The organism is Saccharibacillus sacchari, from assembly GCF_037722395.1.
Taxonomy (GTDB): domain Bacteria; phylum Bacillota; class Bacilli; order Paenibacillales; family Paenibacillaceae; genus Saccharibacillus; species Saccharibacillus sacchari_A.
In genome coordinates, this window is the sequence record NZ_JBBKAR010000034.1 from 48,059 (window position 1) to 68,618 (window position 20,560).

The window sequence follows — 20,560 nt, forward strand, 5'->3', positions numbered from 1 at the left end:
GACGGATGGGTGAAAAGGTGATGTACGAAAAAAGCTGCTACGTTTTCCGAAATGGACAGCCGGAGCAATTGCGCATTCGCAACTACACGGAACGCGATATCGAAGCTCTGATTGAAATCCAACGAGAGTGCTTCCCTCCCCCGTATCCGTCTGAATTGTGGTGGAACCGCGAACAGCTATTGCGGCATATGGAGCGTTTCCCGGCAGGTGCATTATGCGCAGAAGTCGATGGGCGCCTAGTTGGATCGCTGACCACGATGATCACGTCTTTTGACCCGGAACATGCTGAACATAGTTGGGCCGAAATGACAGATAACGGGTGCATCGGCACCCATGATACAGAAGGCGATACGCTTTATGTGGTAGATATCAGCGTTTCTCCTTCGGCACGCGGCCTCGGATTGGGCAAACAGATGCTTCAATCCGCCTATGAACTTGTCGTCGCCCTGGGACTTACGCGTCTGCTTGGCGGGGGTCGGATGCCCGGATACGGTGCGGTGCAACACGAAGTGACGCCCGAGCGTTACGTAGACGATGTGCTGCATGGAGGCAGACGTGATCCGGTTATCGGATTTTTGCTGCACTGCGGACGCACGCCACTTGCTGTCGTACGTGACTATCTGGATGACGAGGAATCGGCCAACCATGCTGTACTGATGGAATGGCGCAATCCGTTTCAATAATAAAGGAGGAATCATAGAATGGAATATACGCGGATAACCGACATTGCCGATCCGCTTTTTGCGGGACTGCATCGGCTGATGAGCGAGATCTTCCCACGGGAGGAAGTGCTGGCGTTCGATCTTTGGAAAGAACCTTTGCAAGATCCTGGCATTCGAGTGTTCGTGGCTGTGCATGACGGTGAAGTCGTGGGCGCTACGGAGTACCGGTATTATGCGGAAGACGATATTGCCATGACGGACTTTACGATTATCGGTCGCCCCGGGCTTGGAATCGGACCCTTTTTGGCGAATCGCCGCGAAGCTGATCTGAGACGGCTGGCTGGCGAAGCAGGCGGAACGCTCAAAGGCATGTTTGCCGAAATTTATGATCCCTATCAATCACAGGAGCATGAATTCGGTAGCGTAAAACCGATGGACCCGTTCGTTCGGCGCGAAGTGTTGGCTCATCTGGGCTACCGTCGTCTGAATTTCAGCTATGTGCATCCTTCCTGGCAAGGCGATGGCGAAGCCGTAAGCGGTCTCGACCTCTGCTTCCTGCCTTATGAAGACACTTCCTCGCTCACCGGACGCTTCATTGCCAAGTTCCTGCGTACGTATTACAGCGTTTTGGAACCAAAGCCCACGCAGTGGACCGAGATGGTCGAAGCACTGGAACAGCGAGATACTGTGGAGTTGCTTCCTCTATAAAGAAAACGGTACGATTCAAAAAAAAGAGTGCGACCGCGCCGTTAGGCGCGATTGGCACTCTTTTTGTGTCCGTGTTCGGTGGGTGTGGAGAACGCCCGGCGTTTCCACTTGGAGAGCACAACGGGAGAAGGCACGGAACGAAAAGAATTTTCCGCTTCCTCGTCTTGCGTCGTTTCTCCTTCCGGAAGTTTGTAGTAACGAAGGTCATAGGAGCTTACAAGTCCGCCTTGAACGGTAATGACGACATGGCCGCGCTGTTCAATAATCCTGCCGGATACGACATAAGATTCCACCATGGCTGCGTCCCCTCTCTTCTGCTTCCGGATGTGCTGTCCGCAAGTTAACGGTCACTACCTGTCGTGAGCGCCGAGGCCCAGGACTTATATTCCAATTCGGCCGCTTGGGCATCATGCCCGTAGCGCTCGCGAACCTTCTCGATCAACTTTTCCTTTTCGCCATTTATATACTCCAGATCCGCTTCCGTCAGTTTGCTCCATTGTTTCTTTGCCTCATGCTGCGTCTGATTCCATCTGCCTTTAATCACTTTGGTTTCAATCGGATTACTCATGAAGTCAGCTCCTAACTAATTGGAAATCGGTTTAATTTGAATTACCCTAGCCCCTATTCCCTGAATCCGGCGGATATCTGTTCAGGCCATAAGCACGAGGTAAAAAAACGAATTTCGACACGGAACGCGCAGAATGAGACATATGCCACATACTTTGTGATTATTATCACATAAATACTTCAAATTGTATGTTATTCTGATAACGAAAACGGTGACGGACGGAGAACGAACCCAAGCAGCATCCGTATTCCGAAGCTTTTTAGTCGGATGAACACCGCTCTGACGGAATCGTTTTCGGTAAATCGCTGATCGTTCGGAACGATTCATTCAGACAATGACGGAGGGGTTAAGGAATGGGTAAAAAACATTGGTCCATCATGATGTGCAGCGTGCTTTTGTTGGGTGTGCTGGCAGCATGCGGAAGCAACAACGAAACAGCAACGACGACGGAACCGGCAGCGCAGACAGAAACAGCAACGGAACCCGCAACTACCGAAACGACGGAACCGGCTGAAGCGGCAACCGAGCCTGCTGAAGCCGCATCCGATCTGCAAGACGGCATGTACTTCGCGCAAGGCGAAATGGACGCTGAATCCGGCTGGCAGCCGTATGTGATCCTTCAAGTCGAAGGCGGCAAAATCACGGACGCCACATGGAGCGCATCAAGCATCAATGCAGGTCTCGACAAAAAGACTTCTTCCGAAGAAGGCAAGTACGGCATGAAAGCAGGCGGCGCTTCTTCCGAATGGCACGAACAAGCCGAGCAGATCGAGCAGTACCTGATTGACAACCAAGATCCGGCAAAAATCACGACCGACGCCGAAGGACATACGGATGTCGTATCCGGCGTGTCTATTCACGTGAATGATTTCACTGAGTTGGCTGCAAAAGCGCTGGCGGCCGGACCGGTTGAAGCCGGCCCTTACAAAGACGGAGCCTACCATGCAGAAGCAGCCGATTTTGACGCAGACAGCGGTTGGAAAGAAACGGTTGACGTGACTGTTGCTGCCGGCAAAATCGTTGCGGTTAACTTCAGCGGCGTGAACGCGGCTGGCGAAGACAAAAAAACGAACTCCAAAGAAGGCAAGTATGGCATGAAAGCGGGCGGCGCTTCCTCCGAATGGCACGAACAAGCCGAGAAAGCCGAGCAGTACCTGATCGAGAAACAAGATCCGACGGCTGTCGAAACAACGGAAGACGGCAAAACGGACGCAATCAGCGGCGTATCCATCCATATCGGTTCTTACCTCCAGTTGGCTGAACAAGCTCTGGCAGGCGCGAAGTAATAGAAGCTCTCTGCATCGCAACAATATCCCTGCATATTTTTAATCTGAAACAACGGACGGGCCGCCGCCTGCCCCTCGCGAGCGATCGCGAAGGCTGGCGGGCGCGCGAAGTCCGTCAACGGAAAGGTTGGTTTCCCTGATGAAGAAGATAGTCGTATTGGGCGGCGGTTACGGCGGCGTTCTGACTGCAAAGAAATTAGCAAAAAACTTCAAGAAAAACGACGATGTACAGATTCAACTGATTGACCGCAATCCTTATCACACCATGTTGACCGAGCTCCACGAGGTCGCGGCAAACCGGACTTCCGAAGACGCGGTTAAAATGGATCTCAAAAAGATTTTTGCCGGCCTTAAGGTCGACGTAGTCCTTGATGAAGTGGAGAACATCAACTTCAACGCCCAGTCTCTACAGGGGCAACGGGCTTCCTACGCGTATGACTATCTCGTCATCGGAACAGGTTCCAAACCTACCTTCTTCGGTATTCAAGGCGCTGAAGAAAACAGCTATACGCTGTGGTCTTACGACGATGCCGTGAAGCTGAAAGACCGCTTCCGTCAGATGTTCACCGAAGCTTCCAAAGAAACCGACGTAACGATCCGTCGCGAAAAACTGTCGTTCGTCGTGGTCGGCGCAGGCTTCACCGGCGTCGAACTGATCGGCGAAATGGCCGAGTACCGCAAAGAGCTGTGCCGCGAATTCTTTATTGAAGAATCCGAAGTTCGTATGATCGTTGCCGATATGGCACCGAAGATCCTGCCGCTGCTGCCGGATAATCTGATTGCCAAAGCCGAAAAACGTCTGAAAAAGATGGATATCGAAATTATTGTCGGCAAACAAATCACCGGCGTATCCGAAACGGGTGTCGACCTCGGCGATCAAAAGCTGATTGCGCGTACCGTGATTTGGACAGCCGGCGTCGAAGGCGCAGGCATTCTCGATAATCTCGACGTTCAACAAAAAGGCCGTAAACGGATCGAAACGAATGCCCATCTGCAAAGCCTTGACCACGAAAACGTCTATGTTGTCGGCGATAACATCTTCTTCATTCCGGAAGGCGAAGAACGTCCGGTTCCACAGATGGTCGAAAACGCCGAGCATGCCGCTCCGCTGATCGCGCACAATATCACCGCCGATATCAAGGGCGGTACGAAAAAAGAATACAAACCCGCTTTCCACGGCACGATGGTGTCGATCGGCAGCCGCTACGGCGTCGCAAGCGTGGGTCTGCCGGGTAAATTCTTCCCGCTGACCGGACTGTTCGCGATGTTCGCCAAGCATGCGATCAACGTGCTGTATCTGTGCACGGTTCTGGGCTTCAACAAAGTCTGGACGTATATGATGCACGAAGTATTCCACGCTCACGATCGCCGTACATTCCTGGGCGGACACTTCTCGAAACGTTCGCCGAACTTCTGGCTCGTTCCGCTTCGCGTATTCGTCGGCTGGATGTGGCTGCATGAAGGCTGGGACAAGCTGCAAAAAGTGATCGACAATCCGAATAATATCTTCCTTATTCCGGCCGATCCCCGCGCGGACGTCGTCAGTGCCGCTTCCGAAGCCGTAGGCAACGTAGCGTCGACCGTCGACGCCCAAGCCGCCGCTTCCGCAGTCGAAACCGCGGGTCAAGCGGTTACGGCGATTCCGGTTCCGGGCTTCGTATCCGACATGGTTCAATCCATGATGAACCTGATGTTCTACACAGGCGACGGCGGCTACACCTGGCTCGCTACCGCTTTCCAAATCGGTATGGTTGCCGCCGAAATCATCTTCGGCTTGATGCTGATCGCCGGTCTGTTCTCGGCTATCGCTTCGATCGCGACCATCGGCATGGGCCTCATGATCTGGTCGTCCGGCATGGCACCGACCGATATGTGGTGGTACTGGTTCGCGGCATTCGCCCTTATCGGCGGATCGGGCAGCATCTTCGGTCTGGACTACTACGTCCTGCCTTGGCTCAAGAAACATTGGAAAAAAACCTGGTTTGCAAAACGCTGGTATCTGTATACAGACGACTGAGGCGTTTCTATAATAGAACCGCTATAACCAACCGGCTTTGCGTTACGGGCGGGGTCATGTGCAGCTTACAACGCACATGGCCCCGCTTTTTTCAAACCGCCTAGGGCGTGTACGCAAACTCCGAAGAGCGCAGATTGAGCTGAATTTTCGTTCTCATCCAGGAACTTTTCCGAAGGCGTGCCGGGGCACGTCAAGGGAAAGTGACGTAGAGGAGGGCGAAAAGGCAGCTCAAGATGCACGTCGCCTGAGTTTGCGTACACGCCCTAGAGCACGTGCTTTGCATAATCAAAGAATTTGTCTCATAATGTGGGGGAATCCGAGTGAACACGCTGTATAAGCCAATTCGGTATTTTGTTAGTCCGTCAAGGGGTGCCTCAATGAACGACACAATGATCCGGGAAGCACTGGAACGTCTCCAGGCCGAGATCGACCCGGTCACACGCATCCGCCTCAAACCGGAAAAGTCGGTACTCGTCGAAGCGCTAACTGTTTTCGAACGCTGTGGCGTAGAACCACTACGGCGACCGAGGCTGTTGGCCATTTATATGCTTTTGGCCTCAGCGTTCGCTCGGCATTCCGAGCCGCTGGAGCTGGACGATACAGAGCTGACCCGCCGTATCCTGGACGGCGATTATCTGTACAGTCTCTATATTCAATATGCTTTAAAATGCAAAGAAGAATCTTTGCTGCGCGACTTGTCTCCATTCGTCAAAAAAATTCAGATTGCACGCGCACTGGGTCGAGACGAAGAAATCCCTCTTCTATCCGCCTTCGAGCAAATCCTTTTGAATCAAAAGGAGGCGAACTAGGCATGCCGCTGCACCAAAAATTACGAATTGACCTGCGCCGAGTCGATCGGGAGATGAAGCGCATTGTGAAGTACGACAATGACGTCCCGCCTGATTCGGAACTGGAAAAGTCTTTGCTGCAAACGATTGATGCAGGCGGAAAACGCCTGCGCCCAATGCTCGTTACCGTCGGCAGCCGCTTCGGCACGCGTCAGAACGACAATCGGATCGTACAGCTTGCCGCAGCTGCGGAATTCATTCACACCGCATCCCTGATCCACGACGACCTGATCGATCGGTCGCCGCTGCGACGGGGAGAGCCTTCGCTCCATACGCTCATCGGCCCGGCAAAGGCCGTCTACGTCGGCAACTATATGTCGGCACGCGTTGTCGAGCTATTGTCGCAGGTCGACGAAGAACCCGGCGGAGACCGTCAAAGCTTCACCGCCGTCGCTACCGCGGAACTTTGTCTGGGCGAATACGAACAACTGGAACATGCCTACAATTACAGCATGAGCCTCGATGACTATCTGCTGAAGTCCAAACACAAGACCGCCCATCTCATGGCCGTCTCCCTCGAATTCGGCGCCCGAGCCGCCGGAGCCCCGGAAGCGATCTGCCAAAGCCTGTATCGGTTCGGCGAACATTTGGGCTTGTCTTTCCAAATCCGCGACGATCTGCTCGACTTCACCGCTTCGGCTGAACAGCTTGGCAAACCGGCCGGAAGCGATCTGCTCGGCGGACAAGTAACGCTGCCTGTGCTATACGCTCTCGAAGACCCTCGGCTCGCCGTCCAAATTCGCAGCGTTGGCCCGCACACCAAGGCGGAAGACATCCAGCCTCTGCTGGAACAAATCCGCACCAGCGGGGCTTTGAAACGCGCCGAGACATTCTGCGACGAAGAATTGCAACGCGCCCGCGACATCGCTCTTTTGCTAGGCGATTACACCGCCCACGCCGATCTGCTGTCTTTGGCCGACTATTTTGGCGGCCGGACGTTTTAGGGGAAGTTCCAAAAGCCGGAACTTCAGAAGCAGACCCAAAAGGCCGACGGACCCTGTACCGTCGGCTTTTGGTTTTAGATTAACAACTGCTGGCGCCTTCGTGTTATTCTTTGCAGTTATGTGAGATGCAGATAGCTTTATTCGCGCATCGTATTCTTACTTTTCGGGCCCCACCCAAGCGATGTTCCAAAGCAACAAGCCTTTCCCCCTGCCTCTCCCCAAAAAGGAAATCCCTCTCCCCGCGTCGAATACCCACATCTCAGCACACAACAAAGGAGCCACTCACCCTCTATGACTACAGAAGAACAGCTGGCGCAAATGCGGCAGGAAGAAGAAGAATTGCGGTTTCGCGCATTTGACGCGGACACGGCGCTTGCGCTCGGTTTGGTTTTGATCGAAGAAGCTCGCCAAACCGGTAAAAAAGTTACGGTCGATATCACTCGTAAAGGCCATCGTCTTTTCCTGCACGCGATGGAAGGCACTTCGCCGGAAAACGAGGACTGGATTCGACGCAAAAACAACACCGTGGGCCGATTCGTCAAAAGCTCCTGGCACACCGCCCTCCAGCTTCGCAGCGAAAACAAAACCTTGTCGGCAGACTTTGGTCTGAGCGACCATGAATTCGTACTGGCCGGCGGCGCTTTCCCGCTGATGGTAGCCGGAGAAGGCTTAATCGGAACCATCACCGTATCGGGCCTCCCCGATCAAGAAGACCACGACCTCGTCACCTCCGGCATCCGCCGCTTCCTGAGCGAAAGCCAGCATTAACGCCCGGACCGCTTGAGCGCTACCCGCTTGCTGTCGAACGTGCGAGGCCTTCTGGCGAGACGAGCGATTGGGATTGGAATCTCGATAATAAGTGCGAATATGCACTTATTCCTCTCGAATTTTACGGTTTCGGCAAAATAAATGCGTATATGCACTTAATCATTCATTCGCATGCTCTTTTGCTCGTTTTTTCTTCAAATAATTGCAGATTCGCACTTATTTGAAAATGCGGCAGAAAACCGAGCGAAATAAGTGTATTTAAGCACTTATTTCGACCCTACGGAGCCTGAAACCTTTGTGAAGTGGTCGAACTTTTCCTTTTCATCCTGTTTCATCCTGCTTTCCGATTTCGATACGTTCGATATACCGCCTATATTTGGTCTTGCGGAGAACGTGGTTTCGGACACCTACGCTTATCGTTCCATCGGAGGCCTTTAGTTTCGCCGGAGGCTTTTCGCTTCCCCTGACGTAGTTCTTTTCTCCACAACCTGAAGACGCGAGCGATGCTCGCGTTTTTTTGTTTTCCCCATCATTTGGTTTGCCCTTACTCTTTTATCTTTTCTCCTCCTCAAGTTTAGCTTGAGTTTACCCGGCAAGGTTACGATGACTCCAGCATTCCGGATCGGCCGAACACGGTCCATCCAGGATTTCAATCATTTCGCTGGCGAGGGAGAGAACAAGACCGTGACTCATAAAAAGCCGTCCAAACGCTTCAATTCGATCCAATTCAAATTGGTTATCGTCGTGCTAATCGTACAAATCGCAAGCTCCAATATCGGAGGGATCATCAACAATTCCATGTATCAAGGCAAAAAAGCGCTGGAGCAAATGGGCGTCGGCACGTATTTCCTGGACGGCTCTTTCGGTGTCGCGATCTCGGCGGTACTTAACATCATCATCTGCTCCCTTCTGATCGTGCTGATGTATGACCGATTGATTCTGAAACGTTTGAAAAAAGTGATCGCTCACGCGGAGAATCTGGGACAAGGCGACTTTTCGAAAAAGCTGAATTTCAAAGGCAGCGACGATATCAGCCTGTTGGCCTCATCACTCGATAAAGCGGTTGGCAACGTACAGGAGCTGCTGGGCGATATCTCGGACAGCTCACGCTCCATGAACGCCTCCAGTGCGGGATTGCTCGGCTCCGTCAGCCATGCTTCGACTTCGATCCATCAGATCAACGACTCCGCTTCGGCTTTGGCCGGCGAGACTGAATCGCTCAGCGCGAATATGGAAGAAGCCTCGGCAGCGACCGAAAGCATTCGACAATCGGTAGACGTTTTGCTCGACCGGGCCAGCCATGCCGCAGCAGCGTCGGAACAGATCCGCTCCCATGCCAAACAAACCAAAGAAGAACTGCTCCGGTCTATTCGGAAAGCCGATACCATGTATGCGCAGCGGCATAGCGAAATCATGCAAGCCGTGGAACGGGAAAAAGTGGTCGACGAGATCGAGACGATAGCGGCGGCGATTCGGAACATTGCGGTGCAGACAGGAATTCTTGCTCTGAATGCTTCGATCGAAGCGGCACGGTTCGGCGAAGAAGGCAAAGGTTTTGCCGTAGTCGCGGAAGAAGTCAAAAAGCTGGCGGAGCAGTCGGGAGCCGCTGTCGGCAATGTCGATCAGATCGTCGCCCAGATCCGCCAGGTGTTTACCGACCTCTCGTCCAGTTCCAAAAACGTATTGGATTACATGGAGCGGGAAGTGAAACCGCAGTTCGGCATGCTGTTGCAAAGCAGTGCCGGTCATGAAGAGGAAGCGGAACGCATGCACGGCATCGCTTCGGCGGTCAACGAATCGGCCGAGACGGTCGGGCACTCCGTTAACGATATCGGAAAAGTGATCGAATTCGTGACCGGCTTGTCTGTCCGTACCGTTGACAACGTGGAAGAAATCAACGCTAGCCTGTCCGGAATCTCGTCGGCTTTGGAGCAAACCGAACAGTCGACGCAAGAACAAAATGCGCTGGCGGATCGTCTAAGCGAACGAGTCGGGCAATTTACGATCTGAATCCTGATACTCGACGGGATCAAAAGGGCCCGAACGCGCCAAGCGAACCGACGGCAAGGCAAGAACAAAAAAGACTTCACGTTTCGCCTTTTCGCGAACGATGAAGTCTTTTTTTCGCCTTACAGGAAGTAATCCAGCATCGTAAATAACAGAATCAGCATACTGACCACCTGGTTTAGATTGTACGAAGCGATCTTCATCAGTCGCCGATTATGCGGCTTGACGATTCCGTGCTCCAACATCAGCAGGAAAGCCGCCAGTACGATCCCGATCAGATACAACCAGCCCAGATCCCGGAAAAGGAACAAGAACAGCAGCAAGCCCACCATAACCGCATGCAAGAAGCGCGAGATATACAATGCGGGCTTCAAGCCAAACGCGCTCGGAATCGAATATAGCCCCTGCTTGCGATCAAAGTCGATATCCTGTGTTCCGTACAAAATATCAAAACCGCCGATCCATAACATCACGATCGTGCCGAGTACGAAAGGCGTGAACGCGAATGATCCCGTCACCGCAAACCAGGCCCCGATCGGCGCGGAAGCGATCGTAAAGCCCAAATACAGATGGCTCAGCCACGTAAAGCGCTTGGTATACGAATACGAAGAGATCAAAAAGATCGCGACCGGAGACAAGACCAGGCAAAGCGTATTCAGCATTCCGGCTGCCACAATAAAGATCGCGTAATTGACGACGACAAAAATCCAAACTTCGCGCACGCCGAGCAGCTTTTGCGGCAAATGCCGATGAGCCGTGCGCGGATTGGCGGCGTCGAACTCGCGGTCGGCCAACCGGTTGAACGCGTTCGCGCCGTTGCGGGCGGCGACGAGGGCGATCAGCGACCAAAGAATCACGCGCCACGAAGGCACGCCGCCCGCTGCCCATACAATCGAAATGATCGCGAAAGGCAATGAAAATAGCGTATGCGAGAACATGACCAACGAACCGAAATCGCGTGTTTTTAAAAAAGCACTTCGTATCGCCGCACTCATGGCTGCACGCTTGGCGCAGATCCTTCGCTCTCTCCGGCATGTTCCGATTCAAGCCCTGCAAGCCGTTCCTGCTCGATCGCGCCCAGCACCGCATCCAGCGCTTCCAGCATGATCTCGATGTCCGACGCTTCGATCACTACCGGCGGTTGGAAAGCCAAAACGTTGCGGGACACGCCGTTTTTGCCGATCAGGAAGCCGCGGTCTTTCATTTCTTCCAGCACCCGATCCGTAACCGTCGCGCCGTAAGCCGGATCTTCCGCATACAGCTCGGCCCCCAACATCAAGCCAAGTCCGCGAACTTCGGACACGATATGCGGATAAAAAACGCGCATGCGCTCCAAACCAAGCTTCAGCGCCGAACCCAGCCGCGTCGCCCGTTCCGGAAGCTGCTCCGACTCGATGTACGCCAGCACCGCCAGCGCCGTCTCGGCCGAGATCGGATTGCCGCCGAACGTCGAAGCCGACGGCACATTGAGCGAAGCCGCGACCTTTTCCGTCGCCGCGAACGCCCCGATCGGGATGCCGCCGCCAAGCGCTTTGGCCATCGTCACGATATCCGCCTGCACGCCAAGCTGCTGCGAAGCGAGCAGTTGCCCGGTACGGCCGAAGCCGGTTTGGATCTCGTCCGCGATCAGCAGCACGCCGTAGTCTTCCAACATTTTTTTGGCGCGCGACAGATAACCGTCCGGCATGACGATCATTCCGCCGTTGCCCTGAATCGGCTCGACGATCATCGCCGCGATATTGTCGCCCGCTTCGCGCAGCACGTCAGCCAGCGCGCTGAGCGAACGTTCTGCCGCTTCCTGCGGATCAAGGCCATACTCGTACGGACGAGGAATAAAGTAGACATGGTCGTCCGGGAACGGATCGGTCCGCCACATTTGCAAACCGGTCACGCTCGTCGTCAGCGAAGTGCGGCCGTGCAGCGATTCGGTCAGCGAGATAAAGCCTTTGCGCTTCGTATGCCGACGGGCCAGCACCAATGCGCCTTCGTTCGCTTCCGAACCGCTGTTGCAAAAGAACACGCGCGGGTAAGCGGGCAGCAACTCCGACATCCGTTTCGCCAGTTTGGCGGAAGGCTCGGTCAGATAGATCGTCGTCGTATGCTGAAGCTTAAGCGCCTGGCGAACCGTGGCTTCGGCAATCGCGGGGTTGCAGTGTCCCGTCGCAACGACGGATACGCCCGCGAAAAAGTCCGTATATACCTTGCCTTCGCCGTCGGTCACATGCTGCATATGACCGGATACCAGCACGGGCGGATTGGTATAGAAATGCTGGGTACACGGGAAAAAGTGGGCTTTGCGCAGCGCGACGACTTCTTCGGGAGTCATCACCCGCCCGTCTGCTGCGTGTTTGACTGGAGTTTGTTGTTCGCTGTTCATTCCGCTCATCCTTTCGTTGCCTGAAGCTCAGGCTGGGTTGCAGGCGCGACTTTTTCTTCCGACGCTTCCTCCGCCGAAGGCGCCGCGTCCAACGCGGTCGGCAGGTTCGCCGGCGTGCTGCGGTCCGCGCGGCGGAAAGCCAATGCGCCAAGCGTGAATCCGGAAAAAGCCGGCTCAAGGCTGTTCGCCAGTTCAACCGCGCGTTCCGGTGCCTCCAGTGCCGTGCGATACACCGCCAACAGTTCGCTCAGGCGTTCCGGCGTATAAGTCGAACCTTCGATACGGAAGTGCGAAATTCCGGCCTGCATCAGCTCGGAAACGACGGGCAGCATGCAGATTTCTTTGGACGTCGTGAGGTGGCAACGGCCGTGAACGTCTTTGTAGACCGGGCTTTCGCCTTTGTCCGTCATCAGGACAAGCACGTCGTCGCGAACGTAACGGTTGCTTTCTTCGGCGATCGGCTCGTAGACTTCGGTATTTTCGTACAGGTCATGTTCCATGTACATGACGACCGGCGTGCCGTGCACCGTCAGCTCCATCTCGCCTTGCGTGCGGCCCAGCAGAGCGGCCAGATCCGGCAGGTTGGCTTCGATCGAAGCGGTCATGCGCTCCACGCCCAGTTCGCGATACATGTTTTCCGCCATATGGTTGTACAGGTTGAGCGACAGATCGCCGATCAGCGGAAGACCGAAGCGTTTGAAGCGATGCACCGCTCCGATATTGGTCACGAGCAGCGCGTCCAGGCCCGGTACGCCGCGCGACAGCAACGCATCGTATTGTTCGAAATGTATCTCGTTCATCATGCGCGGCGTCGCCAGCACCAGACGCGTACGTCCTTTGATCGCGGCCAGCTCGGCGATGTCCCGGCGTCCGAAAGCCCGATCCGGCAGCAGCACGTCGCCCGACAGGAACAGTTCGTCCACGCCGGCTTCCAGCGCCACTTTTGCCTGAGCCATATTATTGACGCGAACCGTCAACTTCGGAGTCGTGTTCGGCATCGCGGAAGTCGGCCGGGCAGCCGCTTTTTCCGCAGCCGTGTTTTTCAACCATTCGCGGGCGGTGTTGACCGCCGATTCGCTGCTTTCGCGTTCCGCCGTCGGCGTACTGAATACTTTGCCCGTGCTGTAAAACTTGCCCGTGCCTTCGAAGCGCCGATTGATATTGGACAGCCCCGGCGTGCCGAACGCATACGCGGTGGAAAAGTCGCGTTTGCGGCTTTGGTGCAACTTGTCGCTGTCCACGCCGCGCTCGTAGCCTACCGGATCTTCGAGATAGCGGTCGATCGCTTCGCCGTAGCTATTGACCAGCGACGCCATGAATTCTTTGTCGCGCATCCGGCCTTCGATCTTGAACGAAGTGACATGCGCGTCGATCAGCTCCGGCAAATATTCGTACATGTTCATGTCTTTGGCCGCGAGCGGGTACGGCGTGCTGAACACGTAACCGTCTTTTTTCATCCGGTAATCCCAGCGGCATGGCTTGAGGCATTTGCCGCGGTTACTGCTCATGCCGAACAGATGGGAACTGATATAGCAGTTGGCTCCGTGCACCGAACACATATCGCCGTGGACAAAGTATTCGATCTCGATGCCGGTCTGCTCTTCGATGATTCTGGCCGTTTTGAGATCCATCTCCCGCGACGTGACGACCCGGGTGACGCCGAATTCCTGAAGCGCCCGGACCATCTCGACGTTATGCACGTTCAGCATAACGGAAGCGTGGACAGGCAGGGACAGCCCTTGTTCGCGAAGCAAAGACGGAACGGCCAAGTCCTGCACGATAATGGCATCGACGCCGGAGCGGTCGAGGAAGCCCAGGTATTCGCCGGCTTCGGATACGTCTGTTTCGCTAAGCATGTTGTTGACGGTGACATAGGCTTTTTTGCCGAGGCCGTGCGCGATGTTGACCGCTTCGACGATGTCTTCGCGGGTGAAGTTGTAGCCTTTGCGCATCATGCGCATATTGAGGCCGGGGCCGCCGAAGTAGACGGCGTCGCAGTTGGCGCGGATGACGGTATCGAAAATTTCGAACGTTCCGGCCGGGGCTAGGAGTTCGACTTCTCTTCCTTGGAAATAACGTGACATGATGGTTCCTCCTTGAAGAAAGGTCCTGTTCGGGGAGAGCGCTGGGACGCTGCGGGGGAAATTGCCAGCATAAGCTTCCGAAGTGCATTTCTTCGAAATGCTTCACAAGCCGCTGTCTCACTCGGAAAAAGCCGATTGAAATTTTAGTGGAATTTTTCCGAGTTCAAAGGCGTCTTTCACTGAATTTCCTCCTCCGCTTGGCGCTTTGCTGAAGCAAGAACAGGAGCTTTCTTCTTCTATTTGGTGTGTAGTTAGAAGATTGTGGCTTTTTGGATTTGCCGATCCTTCCTCGCCTTTTTTTAAAAAGATGTATTTGCTTGGACTCTTGATGCGGGTATCGGCAAGCAAGCTCGGCATATAGGAGTGCCGGTTTCGTCATAAGGTGAATCGCATTAACAACGCTCCTAGAGGAAGAATTGCGAATAGGAGCGTGAACCAGGTATCGGCGGATCGCCAGATGAGTTGGCGGTAAGCGGTTCTGGGGGCGCCGATGCGGTAGCCGCGGGCTTCCAGGGATGTCGTCAGTTCTTCGGCGCGGCGGAAAGCGCCGACGGTGACAGGGACGAGCAGCGATAGAAGCAGACGGGCTTTTTCTTTGAGCTGCATTTCTTCGTAGTCCGCGCCCCGCGCGGCTTGGGCTTTGAGGATAGTCTGGGCTTCTTCGAGCAGAGCCGGGATAAAGCGGAGCGCCAGGCGCATCATGAGCGAGAAGCGTTCGGCTCCCGTGCCTTTGCCGGAAAGCGGCTTGAGCATGCCTTCGACGCCGCGGCTAAGCATGGACGGCGTGGTGGTGAAGGTCAGCATGGCGGTGAATACGATCAGCAGCGCCATACGGCTGACGGCAAGCAGAGCACTGGACAAAACGGCGGACGTCAACGTGAACGGTCCCCAGGTCCAGCTCCAAAGCAAAGCATCGGCGGCAGACAGATTCAAAGCGCCGTTTCCGGCTCCGGCAATCAGTTGGAACAGGAAAACGAAAAGCATCAGCCAGCGAAGCGGACGCAAAGCGCGCAGATAGGTTTTGGCCGGGATTTTCGTAGCGGCCAGCACCAGGATGGACAGAAGGGTAAGCGCGGCAAGCTGCGGCCAACCGTTGGACAGGATAAGCGCCGCCGTGAACAGCAGCATAGCCGTGATCTTGGCGCGCGGGTCCAATTCATGGACTCGCGAATCGGTCGGAATCATTCGGCCAATGATCAGTTTGTCACGCATGCGCTTTGCTCCTTTCGCGGTTCGGCTGTTTTTCGCTCTCTTTTTGCTGCTCATCTTCTGGTTCGCTCTCGCGCTCGGCGAATCCGCGAACCGCTTCTTCGATCCGCTTAGCCATCTCCTCGGCCGTTCGGGGAAGAGGCAAAGCCGCCAATTGCGGCAATCGAGCGGTCCATTCCGCCCAGCAGCGAAACTGTTCGGGAACGGCTACGCCCCAATGTTCCAGCTCCTCCGCACGGTCGGCCAGCTCATCGGCATCGCCTTGAAAAACAGCGCGGCCTTCGTGCATCACGATCCATTCGTCCGCGACTTCCATCAATTCCTCGATCCGGTGCGTCACCATCAAGATCGTCCGGCCTTCTTCGCGGCACAGCCTCGCCAACAGCGCGATCAGCTCCCGGCGAGCTGCCGAGTCAAGCGTAGCCGTCGGCTCGTCCAGCATCACGATCTCCGGACCGGCTGCTAGCACGGATGCAATCGCGACCTTGCGCATCTGTCCGCCGCTTAGTGTCAACGGATGACGCTTGAGCAGCGCTTCGTCCAAGCCCATCGACTTCATAGCGCCGACTGCTTTCAACCGGGCTTCCTCGCGGGCCAAGCCAAAATTCAGCGGGCCGAACATCAGGTCTTTTTCCACCGTATCCTCGAACAAATGCTGCTCGGGAAACTGAAAGCTAAGTCCGATTCGGCGGCGCAGCGTATTGAGCTTGGGCTTTTGCATATTCGGCAGTAGCGCGTGATCCAACACTTCAACCGAACCGCCTGTAGGCAACAGCAGACCGTTCAGCAGTTGCAGCAGCGTGGACTTGCCCGAGCCCGTACCTCCGGCGATACCGACGAGCGTTCCTTTGCGAATACGGATATTGACATCATGCAGCGCCGCTGCGGCGAACGGACTGCCTGCCTGATAGGTGTAGTCGACGTCGGTCAATCGGATTGCCGGATCTCCTTCGCTCATAGAAGTGGGTTGAGGATTGCCGGCTGGAATGATCCCTATCGGCGCAGCTGCCTCGCTCCCTCCGGTTGCAGGGTCGATACGGGTGCTTTTTCGACCGGATTCATCCGCTTCGCTATTCGATTTTTTCCTCGCGTTTACTTTCATCCAGCCGATCACGAACGCGTCCCCCTTCAACTGCCTGCTTAACTCCCGGTTGCTGCAACTTCTTGCTGATTTCCGACTGCCCGATCCCCCGCGCTTTGAGCTGCTGTTCCAGTCTCAAGCGAAACGGAAGCTCGATCCCGCAGTCGCGCAACCATTCTTTATTTTCGAAAAAAGATGTCGGCGCGCAGTCTGCACGGATCGTTCCGTTTTGCAGTGCTACGATCCGATCCGCTGCCAGCATTTCGTCTACATCGTGCGTGACGGAAAAAATGGTGTAGCCGCCCTGCTCTTTCATGTCCCGAATCACGTCCAGCAGCTCGCGCCGCGAACGTTCGTCCTGCATGGACGTCGCTTCGTCGAACACGACGATCTCAGGCTCCATGGACAAGCATGCCGCGACCGCGCAGCGCTGCTTTTGCCCGCCCGATAGCTCGCCCGGATGCTTGAGCAGCAGCGAAGAGATGTTCAACTTGCCGGTGTAGACTTCGATTCGCCGCTCCATCTCTGCGCGTTCCAGACACAGCCCTTCGAGTCCGAATGCGATATCTTCTTCGACCGTCTCCCCGATAAACTGATTGTCCGGGTTTTGGAATACCATGCCGATCCTGGCCCGAACAAGCGGTGCGTTATGCTCGGTCAATTTTTCGCCGAAAACGGATACGGTGCCGCTTTGCGGTTGCAGCAATGCGTTTAGCAGCCGGACAAGGGTCGATTTCCCGCAGCCGCTTTCCCCTACGACCGCGATCCACTCCCCCTGTTGAACGGTAAGGTTTACGCTTTTAAGCACCGTGTCTTCTTTTGTATAAGCGAATTCGATATCCCGAAGCTCGACTACGGCCGCCGCTTCCCGCTCCATGCCGACTCCCCCTTCCTGCTGCTCTGATTTCCCTACTTCCGATTTGCCAGGCGGCTTCGCTCAATATTCGTTGGGTACAAACGGAGCGAACAGCTTCATATGGCCGAGCGCGTTTACCAGATACCGAACCGCGATGCCGACCACGATTCCCGTTGCCACGCCCGCGATCATCAGCACCGGCAGGTAGTAGAAAATGTTGAGCGAGTCGATCACGATCGCGGCAGCCGCAAGCTGTCCGATATTGTGCGCGATCCCCCCGGCGACGCTGATCCCGATCAGGCTGAGACGTTTGCGGCTAATCTTCATCAATCCGTACATCACGCCGAAACTGAGCAGCGCGCCGAACAGACTGAACAGCATCATCGAAAACGTACCCAGGACCATGGCGGTCAGCAGCGTTTTGAGAATGACCAGCATGAGCGTGTCTTTGCCGTTCAGAAAATACAGACACGTCAGGATCATGATGTTCGCCAGCCCCAGCTTCGCGCCCGGCATCATAAAGCTTCCGACCGGAATCATCGACTCGATAATCCCCAGCACGACCGCCGCCGCAGCAAAGATTGCCAGAATGACCGTTTTTTTCAATAGCAAAGATTCTTCAGCCAACGACGTCATCGACTTCCAGCTCCTCTCCCGATTCGACTCCGATAAAGACCGACACGCGGTGCGGCAAGCATACGATCTGCTGCCCCGGACGCGTGACGAACCCGAATCCCAGGCACAATCGGTCCGGGCAGTCCGCGTCGATCATTTCCACGCCCCCGTTGTGGATTTTGATCTGATTGAATCCTTCTTCCGTTTTGATCATGACCACCTGCTCTTCTTCGGTCAGCGGCAGGGTCTGGTACGGCTCGCCGTTCACCTCGATATGCACGTAGCGATTTTCGATGTGATTTTTTTCACTTTCATTGCCGCTCCAATACCGGGGAGCGATAAAAGCAAGCGCCGCGATGACCACGATTCCGATCAGAATCAAGTCGCCCCTTTTCATCATTTTGCCCTTCATAGCCTGACTCCTAATCCGTACTTTGCACCTAATTTCACATGTTCCCCCAGAAAGATTCGTTCCTGCTGCAAAATACTCTTTTTTTTGAATACCTAAATCTTAGATGCCTCCATTATACGCCCGCAGCCAAGATTCGACAATGCTTACAGCGGCTGCGACAGGTTCGTTTTGAGGTGTTTTCACAAATTGCTCAATATTACATAAAAATTTAGGTAAAAATGAAGACGATTCCGGAGCGGGGAGCGGCAGTGACCCTATTGTGCAAAGTGAGCGCCGAGTGCGGAAGATGCGGCGGCTGCCGCCTTTCCGCTTCGACAGGCTGTACAATGCGGGATCTGTTAGAATAGTGGGGAGCGTGCGTGACGTTATGACGCAACCAATCCGGTGAACTGTTCGTTTATCTTTTTAGAAAAGATTCATTGAATTTAAATCATGCAATCAGAGGCCGGTATTGATCGTTTGGCGATTGAACCCGTATTCTCTTTTAGATGGAGGAATACTAGATGAAGCGAAAAGGAACTTTGCGCAGGCTCGGCGCGGTGCTGGGCTCGGCGGCTTTGCTCGCCGTGCTGGGCGCCTGCTCGGGAGGCGCCCCGGTTGAAACGGCGGACGGCGGGAGTTACTCCGCCGAACGCCCCCGTCCCGCGAGTGATGGCGGGACGGGGGCCGCGGAATCTTCGCGGCCGGAAACGGACCCGGCGCAGCCTACCGGGTCCGGGGTGGCGGACGAGTCTTCGCGTCCGCCTGACCCAAGCGCCGGCGGCGAGGCGCAGCCGCCGTCGGAGCAAGGCCGACCGGATGAGTCGGCCTCGGAGCCGGGCACCGGCAAAGGGGTGGCCGACGAGCAGAGTCGGCCGGAAGGCGAAGCCGGTGAGAGCGCCGGCGAAGCGGCGCGCGAGGGCGCGAGCGATCCCGCCGAGCGTAGCGCGGCGGGGAGTGCCGCGGACGAGCGGAGCCGGCCGAGCGACGAGGGCGGCTCCGGGAGCGAAGCGACGGATTCAAGCGATCGCAGCTCTGCCACCGAGCAGAATCGCCCTGTCGATTCCAATCAGACGGAGACGCCGTCCGCCGACAAGCAAAAATCTGCTGACCAAGAGCAGCAACGACCCGAGTACAATACCACAACTCCTCAAACTGACGAGAAAAACCGTTCAAACGATTCTTCGTCCAAAGATGAAGATAGTCAAACTGCCAAGGATCAAAGTTCTTCGGATCGCACGTCCAATGTATCCGACGAAGAAAAACGGCCTGTTCAAGCGCCCAAATGGAACGGCCCGGACTATCCATCCGAGCAGTCCCGAACAGACGGTTCCCTGCCTGGCAGCGGCCATTATCTGATTACCGAGCATTTGCATCCCGGCCTGTATCGCTCGGTCGGCAATATCGAATACTGGGAACGGACCTCGGGCAAATCCGGCACCGAGCAAGATCGCATCGTCCGAGTGAAGCCTACGGGGCCTGCCGTTGTAGAAATCAAACCTTCGGACATCGGTTTTATCTCCAAAGGATCGGGAATCTGGAAACCCGTATCCGGCAAAACCGGCTCCTTCAAAACCGAATTCGGAGCCGGAACCTATATCGTCGGCGTCGATATCGCACCGGGACGCTATCGCTCGCTGATCGGCGCAACCCGCTGGGAGACTTTATCCGGTTTCAGTGGCGAGCAGTCCGACCGGATACGCGGCGCTTCTCCCGGAAAATCGGCTCCCGTAACCGTCGAAATCAAAGCAACAGATAAAGGCTTCTCGTCCAGCGGCGCTTTGTGGACGAAAGTCGAGTGAGCGGCGCGCATACTCCGCGAAGGCGTTCATTCCTGCGTAAAAGCAATAATTTTTGCGGCAAAAGCCGATTTAGGCTGCATTGTTGCGTGTAAGCAACAATGCAGGCATTTAATCGTCCAATCAGCCGATACCGTGCTTGATTTTTGCTTTTTCGCAACAATCAAACGGAATTCCCTCCACTTGGCGGCAATTGTTGCTTATATGCAGGATTGAGACAGACACCAGCAGGGTCGATACAGACATTCATACAGATTTTGATCTTATTTTCTTCATATTCACAACGCGTCAAAGACCCTAAATCTTTTTTTCAGGGTCTTTTTGAATGATAAGATCGTTG

At 55.1% G+C, this 20,560-nt stretch carries 19 protein-coding genes; 9 read left to right on the plus strand and 10 right to left on the minus strand.

Annotated elements, in window-relative coordinates:
- Window positions 1-20: 20 nt before the first annotated feature.
- Both WKI47_RS12990 and WKI47_RS12995 read left to right on the plus strand, forming a co-directional pair.
- Complete coding sequence (locus WKI47_RS12990) at window positions 21-683, plus strand: GNAT family N-acetyltransferase (RefSeq protein WP_340227566.1); 663 nt, start codon at window positions 21-23, stop codon at window positions 681-683.
- A gap of 18 nt (window positions 684-701) precedes the next feature.
- Window positions 702-1,370 carry a GNAT family N-acetyltransferase gene (locus WKI47_RS12995; RefSeq protein WP_340227567.1) on the plus strand — a complete coding sequence of 223 codons (669 nt, stop codon included), beginning with the start codon at window positions 702-704 and terminating at the stop codon, window positions 1,368-1,370.
- A 41-nt stretch (window positions 1,371-1,411) separates the two neighbouring features.
- Here the strand turns inward: WKI47_RS12995 and WKI47_RS13000 are convergent, their stop codons facing one another.
- Together WKI47_RS13000 and WKI47_RS13005 are read right to left on the minus strand one after the other, a co-directional pair.
- The gene (locus tag WKI47_RS13000) at window positions 1,412-1,666 is read right to left on the minus strand and encodes a hypothetical protein (RefSeq protein ID WP_340227568.1); all 255 of its coding nucleotides are present in this window, start codon (window positions 1,664-1,666) and stop codon (window positions 1,412-1,414) included.
- Window positions 1,667-1,710: 44 nt separating this feature from the next.
- Window positions 1,711-1,938, minus strand: a complete 228-nt coding sequence (locus tag WKI47_RS13005; RefSeq protein ID WP_340227569.1) for a hypothetical protein — start codon at window positions 1,936-1,938, stop codon at window positions 1,711-1,713.
- A gap of 353 nt (window positions 1,939-2,291) precedes the next feature.
- Between WKI47_RS13005 and WKI47_RS13010 the strand changes: the two genes are divergently transcribed.
- The 6 genes from WKI47_RS13010 (at window position 2,292) to WKI47_RS13035 (ending at window position 9,811) form a co-directional block, all read left to right on the plus strand.
- Window positions 2,292-3,224 carry an FMN-binding protein gene (locus WKI47_RS13010; protein ID WP_340227570.1) on the plus strand — a complete coding sequence of 311 codons (933 nt, stop codon included), beginning with the start codon at window positions 2,292-2,294 and terminating at the stop codon, window positions 3,222-3,224.
- Window positions 3,225-3,363: 139 nt separating this feature from the next.
- A complete protein-coding gene (locus tag WKI47_RS13015) occupies window positions 3,364-5,241 on the plus strand; it encodes an FAD-dependent oxidoreductase (protein WP_340227571.1) in 1,878 nt (625 codons plus the stop codon).
- A gap of 377 nt (window positions 5,242-5,618) precedes the next feature.
- Window positions 5,619-6,050 carry a hypothetical protein gene (locus WKI47_RS13020; protein ID WP_340227572.1) on the plus strand — a complete coding sequence of 144 codons (432 nt, stop codon included), beginning with the start codon at window positions 5,619-5,621 and terminating at the stop codon, window positions 6,048-6,050.
- A gap of 2 nt (window positions 6,051-6,052) precedes the next feature.
- Window positions 6,053-7,033 (plus strand): polyprenyl synthetase family protein, encoded by a 981-nt coding sequence (locus WKI47_RS13025; RefSeq protein WP_340227573.1) that lies wholly within the window; start codon window positions 6,053-6,055, stop codon window positions 7,031-7,033.
- A 291-nt stretch (window positions 7,034-7,324) separates the two neighbouring features.
- Entirely contained in the window at window positions 7,325-7,801 is a 477-nt protein-coding gene (locus WKI47_RS13030; protein ID WP_340227574.1) for a heme-degrading domain-containing protein, read from the plus strand.
- A gap of 684 nt (window positions 7,802-8,485) precedes the next feature.
- Entirely contained in the window at window positions 8,486-9,811 is a 1,326-nt protein-coding gene (locus tag WKI47_RS13035) for a methyl-accepting chemotaxis protein (protein WP_340227575.1), read from the plus strand.
- A gap of 119 nt (window positions 9,812-9,930) precedes the next feature.
- Here WKI47_RS13035 and WKI47_RS13040 read toward each other — a convergent pair whose 3' ends face one another.
- From WKI47_RS13040 to WKI47_RS13075, 8 genes are all read right to left on the minus strand, one after another.
- Window positions 9,931-10,803, minus strand: coding sequence for a UbiA-like polyprenyltransferase (locus WKI47_RS13040; RefSeq protein WP_340227576.1), 873 nt, complete (start codon window positions 10,801-10,803; stop codon window positions 9,931-9,933).
- The gene (locus WKI47_RS13045) at window positions 10,800-12,185 is read right to left on the minus strand and encodes an aspartate aminotransferase family protein (RefSeq protein WP_340227577.1); all 1,386 of its coding nucleotides are present in this window, start codon (window positions 12,183-12,185) and stop codon (window positions 10,800-10,802) included. The genes WKI47_RS13040 and WKI47_RS13045 overlap by 4 nt, the downstream gene beginning before the upstream one ends.
- 5 nt (window positions 12,186-12,190) lie before the next feature.
- Window positions 12,191-14,269: a U32 family peptidase gene (locus WKI47_RS13050; RefSeq protein ID WP_340227578.1), complete on the minus strand. Its 2,079-nt coding sequence runs from the start codon at window positions 14,267-14,269 to the stop codon at window positions 12,191-12,193.
- Window positions 14,270-14,644: 375 nt separating this feature from the next.
- Window positions 14,645-15,481 carry an energy-coupling factor transporter transmembrane component T gene (locus WKI47_RS13055; protein WP_340227579.1) on the minus strand — a complete coding sequence of 279 codons (837 nt, stop codon included), beginning with the start codon at window positions 15,479-15,481 and terminating at the stop codon, window positions 14,645-14,647.
- A complete protein-coding gene (locus tag WKI47_RS13060; protein ID WP_340227580.1) occupies window positions 15,474-16,592 on the minus strand; it encodes an ATP-binding cassette domain-containing protein in 1,119 nt (372 codons plus the stop codon). Before WKI47_RS13060 ends, WKI47_RS13055 begins: the two co-directional genes overlap by 8 nt.
- On the minus strand, window positions 16,549-17,436 hold the full coding sequence (locus WKI47_RS13065) for an ATP-binding cassette domain-containing protein (RefSeq protein ID WP_340227581.1): 888 nt from the start codon (window positions 17,434-17,436) through the stop codon (window positions 16,549-16,551). The genes WKI47_RS13060 and WKI47_RS13065 overlap by 44 nt, the downstream gene beginning before the upstream one ends.
- A gap of 60 nt (window positions 17,437-17,496) precedes the next feature.
- Window positions 17,497-18,051 (minus strand): Gx transporter family protein, encoded by a 555-nt coding sequence (locus tag WKI47_RS13070; RefSeq protein ID WP_340227582.1) that lies wholly within the window; start codon window positions 18,049-18,051, stop codon window positions 17,497-17,499.
- Window positions 18,035-18,442 carry a NusG domain II-containing protein gene (locus tag WKI47_RS13075; RefSeq protein WP_340227583.1) on the minus strand — a complete coding sequence of 136 codons (408 nt, stop codon included), beginning with the start codon at window positions 18,440-18,442 and terminating at the stop codon, window positions 18,035-18,037. Before WKI47_RS13075 ends, WKI47_RS13070 begins: the two co-directional genes overlap by 17 nt.
- A gap of 503 nt (window positions 18,443-18,945) precedes the next feature.
- Here WKI47_RS13075 and WKI47_RS13080 point away from each other — a divergent pair.
- Window positions 18,946-20,223: a hypothetical protein gene (locus WKI47_RS13080; protein ID WP_340227584.1), complete on the plus strand. Its 1,278-nt coding sequence runs from the start codon at window positions 18,946-18,948 to the stop codon at window positions 20,221-20,223.
- The last annotated feature ends 337 nt before the right edge of the window (window positions 20,224-20,560 follow it).

Bases quoted from the DNA above. Each gene is read 5' to 3' on its own strand.
- WKI47_RS12995 (WP_340227567.1), top strand. From the start codon at position 702: ATGGAATATACGCGGATAACCGACATTGCCGATCCGCTTTTTGCGGGA.
- WKI47_RS13025 (WP_340227573.1), top strand. From the start codon at position 6,053: ATGCCGCTGCACCAAAAATTACGAATTGACCTGCGCCGAGTCGATCGG.
- WKI47_RS13005 (WP_340227569.1), bottom strand. From the start codon at position 1,938: ATGAGTAATCCGATTGAAACCAAAGTGATTAAAGGCAGATGGAATCAG.
- WKI47_RS13050 (WP_340227578.1), bottom strand. From the start codon at position 14,269: ATGTCACGTTATTTCCAAGGAAGAGAAGTCGAACTCCTAGCCCCGGCC.
- WKI47_RS13040 (WP_340227576.1), bottom strand. From the start codon at position 10,803: ATGAGTGCGGCGATACGAAGTGCTTTTTTAAAAACACGCGATTTCGGT.
- WKI47_RS13075 (WP_340227583.1), bottom strand. From the start codon at position 18,442: ATGAAGGGCAAAATGATGAAAAGGGGCGACTTGATTCTGATCGGAATC.
- WKI47_RS12990 (WP_340227566.1), top strand. From the start codon at position 21: ATGTACGAAAAAAGCTGCTACGTTTTCCGAAATGGACAGCCGGAGCAA.
- WKI47_RS13045 (WP_340227577.1), bottom strand. From the start codon at position 12,185: ATGAACAGCGAACAACAAACTCCAGTCAAACACGCAGCAGACGGGCGG.
- WKI47_RS13055 (WP_340227579.1), bottom strand. From the start codon at position 15,481: ATGCGTGACAAACTGATCATTGGCCGAATGATTCCGACCGATTCGCGA.
- WKI47_RS13065 (WP_340227581.1), bottom strand. From the start codon at position 17,436: ATGGAGCGGGAAGCGGCGGCCGTAGTCGAGCTTCGGGATATCGAATTC.
- WKI47_RS13020 (WP_340227572.1), top strand. From the start codon at position 5,619: ATGAACGACACAATGATCCGGGAAGCACTGGAACGTCTCCAGGCCGAG.
- WKI47_RS13070 (WP_340227582.1), bottom strand. From the start codon at position 18,051: ATGACGTCGTTGGCTGAAGAATCTTTGCTATTGAAAAAAACGGTCATT.
- WKI47_RS13080 (WP_340227584.1), top strand. From the start codon at position 18,946: ATGAAGCGAAAAGGAACTTTGCGCAGGCTCGGCGCGGTGCTGGGCTCG.
- WKI47_RS13030 (WP_340227574.1), top strand. From the start codon at position 7,325: ATGACTACAGAAGAACAGCTGGCGCAAATGCGGCAGGAAGAAGAAGAA.
- WKI47_RS13010 (WP_340227570.1), top strand. From the start codon at position 2,292: ATGGGTAAAAAACATTGGTCCATCATGATGTGCAGCGTGCTTTTGTTG.
- WKI47_RS13015 (WP_340227571.1), top strand. From the start codon at position 3,364: ATGAAGAAGATAGTCGTATTGGGCGGCGGTTACGGCGGCGTTCTGACT.
- WKI47_RS13000 (WP_340227568.1), bottom strand. From the start codon at position 1,666: ATGGTGGAATCTTATGTCGTATCCGGCAGGATTATTGAACAGCGCGGC.